Source organism: Alkalicella caledoniensis (assembly GCF_014467015.1).
Lineage (GTDB): Bacteria > Bacillota > Proteinivoracia > Proteinivoracales > Proteinivoracaceae > Alkalicella > Alkalicella caledoniensis.
This window is the reverse complement of the sequence record NZ_CP058559.1, coordinates 3,075,876-3,089,818: the sequence shown is the minus strand read 5'-3', so window position 1 is coordinate 3,089,818 and position 13,943 is coordinate 3,075,876. Positions and strand designations below refer to the sequence as shown.

Here is a 13,943-nt window from a genome sequence, read left to right as displayed (position 1 = left end):
CTGCCAAATGGCAGGGGCTGTTGAAGCAACGAAGAAGATGGGTGCTTTTCAACCTTTTTTACTTTAGATTATTTTTTCTTTGTTTTGACCCCACCAGACTGTTCAAAAGTATTCAGATTTGAGGCGCAAGATGGTTCGGCTCCCGCAGCGTATGGTTTATACGTGAGGAAGCAGAACCGTTGAAGCAACGAAGAAGATGGGTGCTTTTCAACAGTCGTAATAAAATTTAGGGTCTGTATGAGCATTAACCCCAACAATCCCTCCCCTTGGGGTGTTAATCTGATAATGCAGGTGTGATCCAGTGCTATTTCCAGTGGAGCCGTTTAAACCAACCACATCTCCCCTTTTAACATTATCTCCCACAGATTTAAGCAGCTTATCTAAGTGAGCAAATATGTGAATGAACCCATTTTTATCTTCAACACCTATCAAATTCCCCCATCCGCTATAGCTAGAGGCATATGCAACTTTACCATCAATGGGTGTATATATGGGTTCCCCTTTTGGTTTACCTCCAAAGTCAACTCCTCTGTGAAAAGTATTGACTCCAGAAAAAGGATCTCGTCTTATTCCATAATCTGAAGTTATCCTCCATCCCCGTTGCAGATAAAAATCAACAACACCGCCAAAATCTGATTCTACCTTTCCTTTTTTTATTATAATTTTATCCCCTACATAGATTTTGTTTGGGTCAACAATTGCAGGGTTAAGCTGGAGTAGTTGATGCAAGGTAATGCCTTGTTTTTTAGCAATTCCATACAATGTATCGCCTCTTCTAACAGTGTAAATCATAACAATCCCTCCTCTTTTACCCTACATAATGCAAAAAAGAAGTTTTGTTACCACAGTAAGATCAATGACTTTTATAACATAGATAAATAGCTTTTACCACTACTTTTCACTAAAAAGCATAACACTATAAAAAGCAAACTTTAAAGATTTATAGACTTTAGCTTTTAGAAAGATCATAAAGATCATGTTAGATCTGTGGCAACAAAATAGGTCTTTATTTAAATAAGTCACGGGCCATATACTGCCAAGATATTTTTAACACGGCCTAAAGAAGCTATTTAATTCTGTCCTGCACGGAAGGGCTTACTCTTTATAAAAGCTTAGTAATAAAGACACTACTTACATAAATCTTGGTGTCAATTGGTGGATGGTTTGTTGGTGAACATGGTGTACAAAGGTTTCTAAACTTCCCTAAATGCTTTAACCACTACTTTTCACTAAAAAGCATAACACTATAAAAAGCAAACTTTAAAGATTTATAGTCTTTATCTTTTTTAGAAAGATCATAAAGATCATGTTAGATCTGTGTCAACAAAATAGGTCTTTATATAAATAAGTCACGGGCCATATACTGCCAAGATATTTTTAACACGGCCTAAAGAAGCTATTTAATTCTGTCCTGAACGGAAGGGCTTACTCTTTATAAAAGCTTAGTAATAAAGACACTACTTACATAAATCTTGGTGTCAATTGGTGGATGGTTTGTTGGTGAACATGGTGTACAAAGGTTTCTAAACTTCCCTAAATGCTTTAACCACTACTTTTCACTAAAAAGCATAACACTATAAAAAGCAAACTTTAAAGATTTATAGTCTTTATCTTTTTTTAGAAAGATCATAAAGATCATGTTAGATATGTGTCAACAAAATAGGTCTTTATTTAAATAAGTCACGAGCCATATACTGCCAAGATATTTTTACCAGGGCTAAAGAAGCTACTTAATTCTGTCCTGCACGGAAGGGCTTACTCTTTATAAAAGCTTAGTAACCAAAGACCCTACTTACATAAATCTTGGTGCCAATTGGTGGATGCTTTGTTGGTGATCATGGTGTACAAAGGTTTCTAAACTTCCCTAAATGCTTTAACCACTACTTTTCACTAAAAAGCATAACACTATAAAAAGCAAACTTTAAAGATTTATAGTCTTTATCTTTTTTAGAAAGATCATAAAGATCATGTTAGATATGTGTCAACAAAATAGGTCTTTATATAAATAAGTCACGGGCCATATACTGCCAAGATATTTTTAACACGGCCTAAAGAAGCTATTTAATTCTGTCCTGAACGGAAGGGCTTACTCTTTATAAAAGCTTAGTAATAAAGACACTACTTACATAAATCTTGGTGTCAATTGGTGGATGGTTTGTTGGTGAACATGGTGTACAAAGGTTTCTAAACTTCCCTAAATGCTTTAACCACTACTTTTCACTAAAAAGCATAACACTATAAAAAGCAAACTTTAAAGATTTATAGTCTTTATCTTTTTTTAGAAAGATCATAAAGATCATGTTAGATATGTGTCAACAAAATAGGTCTTTATTTAAATAAGTCACGAGCCATATACTGCCAAGATATTTTTACCAGGGCTAAAGAAGCTACTTAATTCTGTCCTGCACGGAAGGGCTTACTCTTTATAAAAGCTTAGTAACCAAAGACCCTACTTACATAAATCTTGGTGCCAATTGGTGGATGCTTTGTTGGTGATCATGGTGTACAAAGGTTTCTAAACTTCCCTAAATGCTTTAACCACTACTTTTCACTAAAAAGCATAACACTATAAAAAGCAAACTTTAAAGATTTATAGTCTTTATCTTTTTTAGAAAGATCATAAAGATCATGTTAGATATGTGTCAACAAAATAGGTCTTTATATAAATAAGTCACGGGCCATATACTGCCAAGATATTTTTAACACGGCCTAAAGAAGCTATTTAATTCTGTCCTGAACGGAAGGGCTTACTCTTTATAAAAGCTTAGTAACCAAAGACCCTACTTACATAACTCTTGGTGCCAATTGGTGGATGCTTTGTTGGTGATCATGGTGTACAAAGGTTTCTAAACTTCCCTAAAATCCGTGAAAATCAGTGAAAATCCGTGGCTAAGACTTTGATTTACCCCTTAGCTTTATATCTCTAAATCTGTGGCTACTGAATCTTATGTTTGGTATAAAGAAAAACGCTAGACATAAGTCTAACGTTTTGCTAAATCTTGTATAAACTCATCCACAGCTTCTTCACTGGTGGCCCAGGATGTTACTAATCTGATTGATGAACTAGTCTCATCCTCTTTTGCCCATACATAAAACTCATACTTCTTGCTCAACTTCTCAATGAGTTCATTTGGTAGTATGGGGAAAATCTGATTAGACTCAGGCTTTGTCAAAAATTCGTACCCCTGCTCTTTTATCCCCTGACTTAATTTAATGGCCATGGAGTTAGAATGTTTTGCTAGGTCAAAGAACAAATCATTTTTGAAGAGCTCTAAAAATTGTAAACCTAACACTCTACCTTTAGCTAACAAAGCACCCCGTTGCTTTAAGTGAAACCTAAAGTTCTTTTTTAGTTCATCATTATTAATAACAATAGCTTCACCTAAAAGTGCACCATTTTTCGTACCCCCTATGTAAAACACATCCACCAGCTTTGATAACTCAGCTAAAGATAAATCATTTTCATGTGAAGTTAAGGCAGAGCCTAAGCGTGCTCCATCCAAAAATAATAATAAGTCATTCTCCTTACAAAAAGACCATAATTCTCCCAGTTCTTTCTTATTATAAACAGTACCAATCTCAGTGGTATTTGATATGTATACAAGCCTAGGTTTAACCATATGCTCATCGGTATGAAAATCAAGCACTTCTTTTATACCCTCAGGAGTGAGCTTCCCATCTTTACTATCAACCACATTGACCTTATGGCCTGTGGCTTCTATGGCACCAGTTTCATGTACATTTATATGGCCTGTGTTTGCTGCAACCACTGATTCATATGGTCGCAAAATAGATGATATTACTATGAGATTTGCTTGAGTACCTCCTGACACCAGATGGATATCAGCATTGGGGTTGCCCATCTTTTCACGCAATATATTTTTCGCCTCTATATTGAACTCATCTTCACCATAGCCTACTTGCTGATCTAAATTGCTCTTAAGCATGGCTTCTAAAATACTTTGATGGCAACCTTCACTATAATCATTCCTAAAACTATATCCCATACAAAACGCCCTTTCTAGTATTTTTACTATTTACTATACTATATTTGAGGAAATTTGACAAAAATTAATAAATATCTAATACTATAGACTTCTTTTAAGTGCCAACTCTATAAGCTTTGTAAATTCTTCCACAACTATTGTAATTTACAATAGTTTGTTAAAAAAACTTACTGCTTATTAAAGCATAATTGATCATATGGTAATCAATACTAATAATTAATAAAGAATAAGGTAGGTCTAAAGAAATGATAATAGATAAATTCTTGGATCGATTATTGCACTCCAACCAAAAAGAAAAAGTAATGAAGGTTGGTTCAGGAATGATGATTAGCAAAAATATATCAATCAATATCAACAAGCTAAAGAATCAGATTCTGGTTGACTGCTGTGATGTGAAATACAAAGAGATAACCATCAAATTATTAGAAGGTGAATTGAGTGGTGTATTAATTTTTGTTGATGGCTTAGTAGATAAGCAGGTAATCAATCGAGACATATTGAGGCCGTTGTTGAGCAAGAAAAACCTTCTATCGAAAAATAATTTCAGTAAAATAAGTGTACTGCAACAATATTTACATATTGATGATATAAGTAGTGACATAAAATTAAGCAGTTTAACAGACAATTTATTTTCTGGAAGCACGATCCTAATCATAGATACTTTCACCGAATTTCTTATATTAAACACAAAAGGTTTCAGTGATAGAGCCATAGAAGAATCAAAAATTGAACATGTTATACGTGGTCCAAAGGATGGTTTTATAGAAAATTTAAGGACAAACACTTCTTTGATTAGGCGAAAAATAAAAGACCCAAAACTGAAGATAAGGGAATTAACCATTGGGGAAAGAACCAAAACTACTGTTGCAATCCTGTTTGTCGAAGAATTGGTTAATCAAAACCTCTTAGATGATATATTGAGCAGGATAAAAAAAATCAAAATAAACGGAGTATTTGAAACAGCTTACATTGAACAACACTTGGAAGAAAGCCCTTACTCTATGTTCCCTCAAATGCAGACTACTGAACGACCAGATAAGGTTTGTTCTAACCTGCTTGAAGGAAAGATAGCTATCTTTGTAGATGGTTCACCCGATTGCTTATTATTGCCTATAACTTTTTCCCAGCTATTTCAATCACCCGATGATTACTATGAAAGATTATTATACGGTAATTTCTTAAGGCTTATAAGATATCTTGGATTTCTTATAACAACTTCATTTCCTGCTTTTTATGTTGCTTTAACTACCTTTCATCAGGACGTTTTACCAACAGATTTAGCATTTAGTATTGCTAAATCAAGAATAGGTGTTCCCTATCCTCCTGTTATAGAGGTAGTTCTAATGGAAGTTACTATAGAATTGTTAAGAGAGGCAAGTGCTAGATTACCAGCCTCAATAGGTCAAACAATAGGTATTGTTGGTGCTATAGTACTCGGTGATGCTGCTGTGAGGGCTAACCTCGTAAGTCCTATTATGGTTATTGTGGTTGCCATAACAGCCTTAGGAGCATATATAGTACCCTATTATAGTACTAGTTACGCTCTTAGGTTTATAAGGATACCAATGGTAGTTTCCGCTGCAACTTTTGGAGCTTATGGAATGATAATTACTTGGTGCTGGATTTTAGCGCATTTATGTAGACTATCTTCCTTTGGGTTTCCCTATTTATCACCATTCAGCCCAAGCGATCCTGCTCTAATTACAGATTCACTTTTGCGAAAACCACTATACAACCAACAAACCACACCTAAAACCAAGCGTACAAGAAGGGCAAAGTGATGTTCAATAAATATACTAAAGGTCAAATAACTGCAATTCAATTTTACATTGTGATAATAAGTATAATGATAGGAACAGGGATTTTGAATCTTGCAACTCAGGTAACTAAAATATCTATGCAAGATGCATGGATATCAGTACTAATTGCAGGAATCCTTGTCTGTATTTTTACATACCTTTCTATTTTTATTGCCAGCCATTTTGATGAAATGACATTCTTTCAGTATTTTTCCTACCTTCTTTCAAAGCCTGTAACATATGTGATATCCATCCTTTATTTTATTTACTCATTAGTTGTAACAAGTGCTGTACTAAGGTCTTTAGCAGATATGATTTCAACTTGGTTTTTACCCCGCACACCCTTATGGGTTATTATCTTAATAGCCATACTAACTGCTGTAAATTTAACAAAGGATGGTATAACAATAGTTGCACGTTTTTCTCAAATCCTGTTCTACACACTTTTTCCTATGCTTCCTTTAATTTTAGTTTCTATTAACAAACTTTCTTTATTAAACGTAATGCCTGTAGGTGGAACGGGGTTTGCAACTATTGCCGAAGGTGCACTTCCATCAGTCTTTACATATGCGGGGTATGAGATAGTTCTATTTATTTACCCATTGATTGCAAATAAAAATAAGAACATAGTTAAAACCTCAGTCCTTTGTGTATTTATGGTAACCTTAATCTATACATTAACAGTGTTTACCCAAATAGCTTTATTTGGTTACCAAGAGTTGCAGACTATCTTATACCCTACAATTAATTATCTTGATGTGGTAGACTTCTTAATTATAGAAAGAATAGAAGTATTTTTCTCGATTTTTTGGATATATACAGTTATAGCAACCATAATAATTCAATTTTTTGTGGGAACGTATGTCCTGCAAAAAACCTTTTCTACAAGTAGTAATGGTATATTTGTTTACATATTTTCACCTGTTGTATTTTTCTTAAGTTTGTATCCGAAAAATGCAATGATGTTGGGTAGTATTAAGGAGTATATAGGCTATGCTAATTTATTCTTTGGAATAGCTCTTCCACTAATTTTACTGTTGATGTTTTTAGTAAGAGGCAGAAAGGTGAAAATAGATGAAAAGAAAAAGTAAGTTTATTGTACTTTCCATTGGTTTGATCTTTATGTTAAGTGCTTGTTGGGATGCAAGAAATATAGATGATCTGTACCTTGTATTCGCCATAGGTATCGATATCAGCAAGGACAGTGAAGATCAATACCTCGTAACAATCGTATCACCAACTGTGGACCCTGAGGCACAAGAAAGTAAAATAGAAATATCCAGTGTAAGTAACACACTGAGAAACGCCCAAGATAACATACAGAATAAATCTTCAAGGCGTATAACATTTAATAACACAAAGATGTTTATACTTGGAGAAGACGTAGCTAAGCAAGGTATCAGAAGACACTTAGATACACTAGTTCGTGATCCCGAAAGCAGGGGAACCATTCGCATGATCGTAACCGAGGGAAGGGCAACAGACTTAATGAATATTGAACCTAAGTTTGCTCCTTTAGTAAGCCTTTATCTGTTTGATTTAGTTCACAATAGTTTCTTTACATCCACCGTCCCATTTACCACAGTAAGAGAATTTAACAACGACTTGCACACTGATGGTATAGAACCAACTGTACCTTATCTAAAATATGGTAACACAAAAGAAGAGCAGATAGTTAATAGTACTGCCATTTTCGAAAAAGATAAAATGATTGGAACATTAACTCACGATGAAAGTGTTGCCTTTGCTCTACTAAAAGCTAGGGCCAGAGATGGTTTTTTAACCTCCCACCTACCTGACTCAGAATCTGACTATGTCACCATCAGAAAACTAGGTGGTAAAAATAGAATAATCGCAAAAGTAGTAGACGATAATATCTTCATAGATCACTACATAACCATAGACGCTGCTATTACAGAACAAACTTCTCCACTGCCCCTTGATCAAGATGTTATTAGACGTTTAGAAAAAGTTTTCGCTTATCAAGTTAAATTAATGTGTGAAGAAATAGTGAATAAACTTCAAAATGATTTTAAGGTAGACAGTATTGGCTATGGAAAAAATGTAAGAGCATATCATCCTAATTATTTTGATGGAGAAAAATGGAATGAAACCTTCCAAGATGTGGACATAAATATTGTAACTAAAATAAATATTGTCTCTATCGGTACCATCGAGTAAGCAAAGAGCATATTAACGCACACGTAAAAAGTAATAAAAAAGGCGCCTTACGGCGCCAGTTATTTTTTGTTTCACAAATCTATACCTAGGATAATTTGACAAAAAAATCAAGAGTCTACTCTTCCCCCATAATGTTACGAATGAGATCTAGCTTCGCAGTCTTGTATAGTTCCTTACCCACTTCTTTTACATATGGATTCACATATACTGACTGCCACTCTCTGTATATTAGTCTAGAGTATACTAGATGTACCTGTATGGTCTTTAATGTCTGAAAACAAATGATATTACTGTCCCCTGTTAAATGCAAGTGAGAACAACGTCCTTTCTGCTGTATGTTAACAATAGAAAAAAAATTTACATAACCAGTGGCAGAGTCCTTTATAACTTTAGGTTTTCTCAACCTCAGGGGAACTAACATAAGTTTAGGTGTCAACGGGAGGGGAAGGGAGTTCTTTGCAGTCAAACGATGACTACAAAACTTCTTTAACGACCCTAAATCTACTGCTAAATACCCTGCTAAATCCTTCACTATAGTACTAGCCTCGCGTTTATCAATGATTATACTTCCATCATTTAAATAAATCTCACAACCCTTTCCTTTACCTTCTATATATATAGGCCTAATGGCTGCAAGATGATTTATTAAATTTTCCATCTCTATATTTTCCATCTTTTCCCCTCCTTTTACCTTATTTTAACCGAACATTTGTTCTATGTCAATCCTAATAAAGATTATGCAAGTATAAAAAGGACGCCTTTTGGCGTCCTTCTAATTGTTTCTATCAATCTCTTTCACAATATTTCCTATTAACTCCTGTACCTCCATGCCCCCTCTTTGTGCTATCATCTCCAATGTAGCTATGGAGGACATTGTTTTAAATAATATGGGGTTTTTCAGCTTGCTGAATTTAGGCGATAGGTTGAAGAGGAAGTCTTTAACGAAAGGATACTCTTTTACTAGGTTTCCAATTATAGTGTCTTTTGAGACACCATAGGGATTATCTACTGTTTCAGTGGGCTTCTCTTCTTGTTTGCCTTTATTCTCCCATGATAATAAACGCTGACTACCCTGTAAACTTCTTATATGTGTAACATCTTGCATCATTTCAAGGACGCCTCTAAATCTGCCTTCATCATCCCTTACTGCATTATAGATGATGTAAATAAACTTATCGCCCATCTCTAGCCAAAACTCAGCTTGGTCTTGCTCCTCTGACTTAAATGCCCTTATTATCTCCTCCACTGTTCCAACACTTTCCCTTGGATGACAGTTTTGAACTTCTCTATCTATTACACCTGGACTTCTAGGAAACACCCTGTGCTTTGTATCGCTATAGAATTTTACAATCTCGTTTTCATCCACATAGGACAAGTCCACTTGTAAGTGCTTGAAAATCAAATTAATCTGTTCCAATGTTAATTTTCCTTGACTAACATCTAGTACATCATCTTTGCTGGACTTGTTTAAAATACCATGCTTATTTAACACCGCTTCTAAGTCACTTAAAAGTTCACTTTCAGAATTATTAAGGGTTTCCTTCCCATCATTATTACCATAAGGCCCAGGAGAGTCGATTAAACAATATCCAATTTCATCGTCACCTTTGCGCATAACAATAAAGTCTTCATCTGTCAAAAGTTCCATGGATGTTGGAAATAATATCTCAACTTCCTTTACCATCATATCTTTTATCATCTCAATAACCTCATTTTGAAGTTCTATAAACTCTTCATCCTTATCTTCTTTCAATAATACATGGGCTTTTTTGATTATATCCCTAATCTGATTATCCAGTGTCCACATAACTTTAGAGGGTTTATCAAATCCCTTTCTCTCTAAAGCTGCAAAAAGCTGATTTTGCTTTCTACTAAAATGAATATTGATCTGGCCTAGGTTCTCGTATATTTCTAACCACTGGTTTTTTATAAATTTGTTTTTTAGCATCTCTTCCATTTGTGCTAGAACCTTTTTAATAGCATCTGCCTCATCCATATATGTTCTAATGGGATGGCCTGGTGGTAGATCTAAATCCTTAGAAACAAGGACATCATCAAATATCTCAAGGATTTCTTCCATTCTTTCTGCCAGTTCATCATCTGAAATGCCATAGTTTTGTAGGTATTGCTCACACATGGCAAATTCCTCTGCTGTAATCTCGTCAAAGGATGAATTCATCTTTTCCTTAGCTTCCTTCAGAGTAGTAGTACCTCGCAAGAAGTCTAGCTTTATCTGGACAATCTTAGATATCTTAGTACTGTCTAGCTTTAGAAACTCACCCATCTTTATAACATCTAATTTCTCCGTGGGGAAAAAGTACCCATGATACTCTGTATCACTGATTTTTTCCACATATTTGTCAAATCCCTTGCTTTCCATCATCTTATACATGGGGAATGGCTCAAAGTCCTTAATGACGTGAATTCCCTCCCCATCCTTAAGATTCTCAATAGCTTTCGTAACACAATCCCTAAAGGAGTCGTGCTCCCCTCTCCCATCTATTGTTATATAGTTTAAGTCTCTCTTCATCACTATCTCCTCCTTAACAAACTTTTTATTTTTATATCTTATATTTGGTTTCCACTGAAAATGATTATCATATTAACATTGTATCATTGTATAAAAAAACACTCAGTGACCTTAGTCACAGAGTGTTAGCTCTTATTCCTAAATAATACCAATCTTAGTCAATAGAATTAAAAATACATATCCTATCCCAGAACCTATTAACGGTCCAACAGGGGTACCTTTAAAAAATGCCACTGCTACAAATGTTCCAACTATAACACCTAGTGTAAGGTTGGTATTTATTGGACCTATCTCTATACCCTTTGCTCCAAGAAGGGCAACAGATATGCCTGCAAAGAAACCAACAACCCCGTCAGCCTTAAAGAAAACAGACTTTATTTCATCCATTGAATATCTCCCCATTACCAAAGGAGCTAAAAAACCCATGGTAATAAGTATAATTCCCCAATTAATGCCGTTTTTTGCAATATAATCTATAGGTCTGTCTGCCTTTAGTAACTTCAACACAAGAATGATTGCAGTAGCTATGGCCATGGCTCTATTTTTAGTAACTATAGAAAGCAATAGTACAACAGCCAAAAATATCTCTATCCAATACTGATTAAACAACAATTCCACTTCCTTATAAAAATTTTTGGTCTTTACCTAAGGTTATTTTATTCGACACTCTAATTAATTTTCCTGCTTTTAAATGAATAAGGTCAATTCTTAGTCACAGATTTTAAGGATTTTAGAAACCTTTGGACACCATGTTCACCAACAAACCATTCACCAATTGACACCAAAAGTTATGGAAGTTAGGTCTTTATTACTAATTTTTTATAAAGAGCAAGCCCTTCCGTGCAGGACAGAATTAGTAGCTTCTTTAGGCCGTGGTAAAAATATCTTGGCAGTATATGGCCCGTGACTAATTTAAAAAAAGACCTGTTTTGTTGCCACTGATCTAACATGGTCTATATTAATCTAAAAGTCAAAAGCTAGAAGAAAAGGCAAAAGCTTAGCCACAGATCTATATGATCTAATGATCTCTAAAGGCTAATAGTTAAGGGCTAAATCAAAGTCTTTGCCACGGATTTTCACTGATTTCCACTGATTTTAAAGACTTTAGAGATCAGCCTTTGGACACCATTTGCACCAACAAACCATTCACCAATTGACACCAAGAGTTATAGAAGGAGGTCTTTATTACTTTTTTTTATATAGTGTGGAGCATTTTAGTGAAAGTTAGTGTGAGGAGGTTTTGTATTCTTTTGGCTTAGTTTAAAAACAAAAGACCTCATTGCGAGGTCTTTTAAGTTAGAACAACATATGTGCAATCAGGGCAATTATTGGTAAAGTAATCAACGTTCTTTGGATAAAGATGATAAATAGCTCCTTGAAACTTACAGGGATCTTTGATCCTATGATAACTCCACCTACTTCTGACATGTAAATAAGTTGTGTTACTGACACACAAGCTATAACAAACCTTGTAAGCTCAGACTCTATTCTACTTCCAATAATCGCAGGCAAAAACATATCAGCAAAACCTATAACTAAAGTCTCAGAAGCTTCCACTGCTTCTGGGATGTTTAACAATCTTAATAGTGGTATAAATGGCATACCCAACACTGAAAAAACAGAAGTAAATTCAGCAACAATTAAGGTTATTGTTCCCAGTGCCATAACAATTGGAAGTACCCCTAGCCACATATCTAAAACGTTGTTAATCCCTTTTTTAATATAAAAACTAGCTTCCTCTGTTTTGCTTGCTTTTTCAGTTGCCTGGGCAAATCCCCATGTAAAACCATTATATCCCTCAGGAATAGTCTCTGTGGAGTTATTCTCCCCTTCCACATAGAATTCATCTTTTTTCTTAGATAAAGGTGGTATCCTAGGTAGCACAATGGCTGCAATAATTCCCGACACTAGAACTGTCAAATAAAAGGGTAAAAACATGTGTGATAGATTTACCTGGGATATTATAACCCAGCAAAATGTTATTGACACAACAGAGAAAGTAGTTCCGATAACTGCAGCTTCCCTTTGGCTATAGTATCCATCTTCATATTGCTTGGAAGTAAGAACAACCCCTATTGTTCCATCCCCTAACCAAGAAGCGATACAATCTATTGAAGCTCTCCCAGGCAGAGTAAAAATAGGGCGCATAACCTTCTTTAAGATACTACCAACAAATTCTAGTAATCCAAAATCCAATAGCAGGGGTATAAATAAACCTGCAAAAATAAATACAGTGAACAATATGGGCATAAGTTCGTAAAGTAGTAGACCACCTGTATAATCTGACCATATGGCTTCTGGGCCAATTTCTAAAATAGTAATAAGTGCAAAAATACCACCTAAAACCCTAATAGCTAACCACATATATGATACATCAAGCAAATCTCTCAAAAACTTACTGTGATTTAAGAATCTTCCTTTACTTAATTTAAAGGTTAAACTAGCTAAAGATGAAACTACTACTGTCATAGTTACTAAAATGGGTAAATAATCCCCTAATAAATCCATCAGAGAATTTGTCATCATAGCGATAGGTATAGTCCACTCACCTTGACTTAAAATGGGTGTCATAAAAAGCATTATACCTAAAATTGATGGTATGATAAATTTCAAAAAATTCTTAGGCTGTATTTTTTGTTTAGATTGTTTTTTTAATGTTACGTCTGCTCTCACTTGCTTCTTCTCCTTTTTAATTTTATTGTTTAATATTTTAAATATTTACTGATCAGTACAATGCATTGATTTTTTAAAACTCCTTGCTTCGGCCAAAAGCAAGGACAAAGTTAATAAATTTTTTTATAAAAATAAGAAAATCCGCCTCTTTCTTTAACAAAAGAGACGGATATATTATCCGCGGTACCACTCTAATTACTAGCCTAAATAGGCTAGCCACTCGTATCCTATAACGGGGATTGCCGTGTCTTAATACTTAGTTTCTTAAGACAGCCTCCAGGTTGCGTTTCAGTTAAGTTAGACTGCGGACCTTCCACTCTGTGTCCGCTCGCTGAAGCCATAGCTAAACTTACTTTTCCTATCTTCGGCTCTTGATATAATCATCATGTTACACAATTATTTTATTTATGTCAATATATATTTTTATTTTATTAAAAACTTAAAAACCATCGGACACCATCTTCACCAACAAAACCCACCATTTGGCACCAAGAGTAATGTAAATGGGGTCATATTAGAAAAAGTTGCCACTAACTACACTAAAATTCCCATCACTAACTCCACTAAAATTCAAAATCACTAAAACATACTGACACCATTTTCACCACACAAAATTCCCTATCACTACATCCCCTACAAATCGAATCATTAAACCTTCGGACACCATCTTCAACTGAAATGTTTTAACCGTGAAATTCCATACATGATTACCTTCAACAATGTTTTAACAAAGAAAAAATCCCACAAAACCCG

9 protein-coding genes and 1 other annotated feature are annotated in these 13,943 nt (G+C 34.7%); of the genes, 3 read left to right on the top strand and 6 right to left on the bottom strand.

Translation table 11 applies throughout. The annotated features are described in order from the left end of the window. Window positions 1-207: 207 nt before the first annotated feature. Window positions 208-792: a peptidoglycan DD-metalloendopeptidase family protein gene (locus tag HYG86_RS15060; RefSeq protein ID WP_213166394.1), complete on the bottom strand. Its 585-nt coding sequence runs from the start codon at window positions 790-792 to the stop codon at window positions 208-210. Between the two features lie 2,189 nt (window positions 793-2,981). After that, window positions 2,982-4,007, bottom strand: a complete 1,026-nt coding sequence (locus HYG86_RS15055; RefSeq protein ID WP_213166393.1) for a threonine aldolase family protein — start codon at window positions 4,005-4,007, stop codon at window positions 2,982-2,984. A 245-nt stretch (window positions 4,008-4,252) separates the two neighbouring features. Between HYG86_RS15055 and HYG86_RS15050 the strand changes: the two genes are divergently transcribed. Genes HYG86_RS15050 through HYG86_RS15040 form a run of 3 tightly spaced genes read left to right on the top strand, consistent with a single transcriptional unit; the run spans window position 4,253 to window position 7,987 of the window. Then, entirely contained in the window at window positions 4,253-5,788 is a 1,536-nt protein-coding gene (locus tag HYG86_RS15050) for a spore germination protein (protein WP_213166392.1), read from the top strand. Further along, window positions 5,788-6,897 carry a GerAB/ArcD/ProY family transporter gene (locus tag HYG86_RS15045; RefSeq protein ID WP_213166391.1) on the top strand — a complete coding sequence of 370 codons (1,110 nt, stop codon included), beginning with the start codon at window positions 5,788-5,790 and terminating at the stop codon, window positions 6,895-6,897. Before HYG86_RS15050 ends, HYG86_RS15045 begins: the two co-directional genes overlap by 1 nt. Further along, window positions 6,881-7,987, top strand: a complete 1,107-nt coding sequence (locus HYG86_RS15040) for a Ger(x)C family spore germination protein (protein WP_213166390.1) — start codon at window positions 6,881-6,883, stop codon at window positions 7,985-7,987. Before HYG86_RS15045 ends, HYG86_RS15040 begins: the two co-directional genes overlap by 17 nt. A 115-nt stretch (window positions 7,988-8,102) precedes the next feature. On the opposite strand, the gene HYG86_RS15035 is transcribed toward HYG86_RS15040, so the two are convergent. From HYG86_RS15035 to HYG86_RS15020, 4 genes are all read right to left on the bottom strand, one after another. Continuing rightward, window positions 8,103-8,660, bottom strand: coding sequence for a hypothetical protein (locus HYG86_RS15035; protein ID WP_213166389.1), 558 nt, complete (start codon window positions 8,658-8,660; stop codon window positions 8,103-8,105). A gap of 99 nt (window positions 8,661-8,759) precedes the next feature. After that, window positions 8,760-10,517, bottom strand: coding sequence for a PAS domain-containing protein (locus HYG86_RS15030; RefSeq protein ID WP_213166388.1), 1,758 nt, complete (start codon window positions 10,515-10,517; stop codon window positions 8,760-8,762). 138 nt (window positions 10,518-10,655) lie between these two features. Beyond that, entirely contained in the window at window positions 10,656-11,126 is a 471-nt protein-coding gene (locus HYG86_RS15025) for a DUF441 domain-containing protein (RefSeq protein WP_213166387.1), read from the bottom strand. 687 nt (window positions 11,127-11,813) lie between these two features. Next, complete coding sequence (locus HYG86_RS15020; RefSeq protein ID WP_425489226.1) at window positions 11,814-13,190, bottom strand: YjiH family protein; 1,377 nt, start codon at window positions 13,188-13,190, stop codon at window positions 11,814-11,816. Between the two features lie 158 nt (window positions 13,191-13,348). After that, window positions 13,349-13,564 (bottom strand) — a binding site (T-box leader). Window positions 13,565-13,943 lie beyond the last annotated feature (379 nt).

Coding starts and splice junctions, on each gene's coding strand:
- HYG86_RS15050 (WP_213166392.1), top strand. CDS start 4,253: ATGATAATAGATAAATTCTTGGATCGATTATTGCACTCCAACCAAAAA.
- HYG86_RS15060 (WP_213166394.1), bottom strand. CDS start 792: ATGATTTACACTGTTAGAAGAGGCGATACATTGTATGGAATTGCTAAA.
- HYG86_RS15040 (WP_213166390.1), top strand. CDS start 6,881: ATGAAAAGAAAAAGTAAGTTTATTGTACTTTCCATTGGTTTGATCTTT.
- HYG86_RS15030 (WP_213166388.1), bottom strand. CDS start 10,517: ATGAAGAGAGACTTAAACTATATAACAATAGATGGGAGAGGGGAGCAC.
- HYG86_RS15055 (WP_213166393.1), bottom strand. CDS start 4,007: ATGGGATATAGTTTTAGGAATGATTATAGTGAAGGTTGCCATCAAAGT.
- HYG86_RS15035 (WP_213166389.1), bottom strand. CDS start 8,660: ATGGAAAATATAGAGATGGAAAATTTAATAAATCATCTTGCAGCCATT.
- HYG86_RS15045 (WP_213166391.1), top strand. CDS start 5,788: ATGTTCAATAAATATACTAAAGGTCAAATAACTGCAATTCAATTTTAC.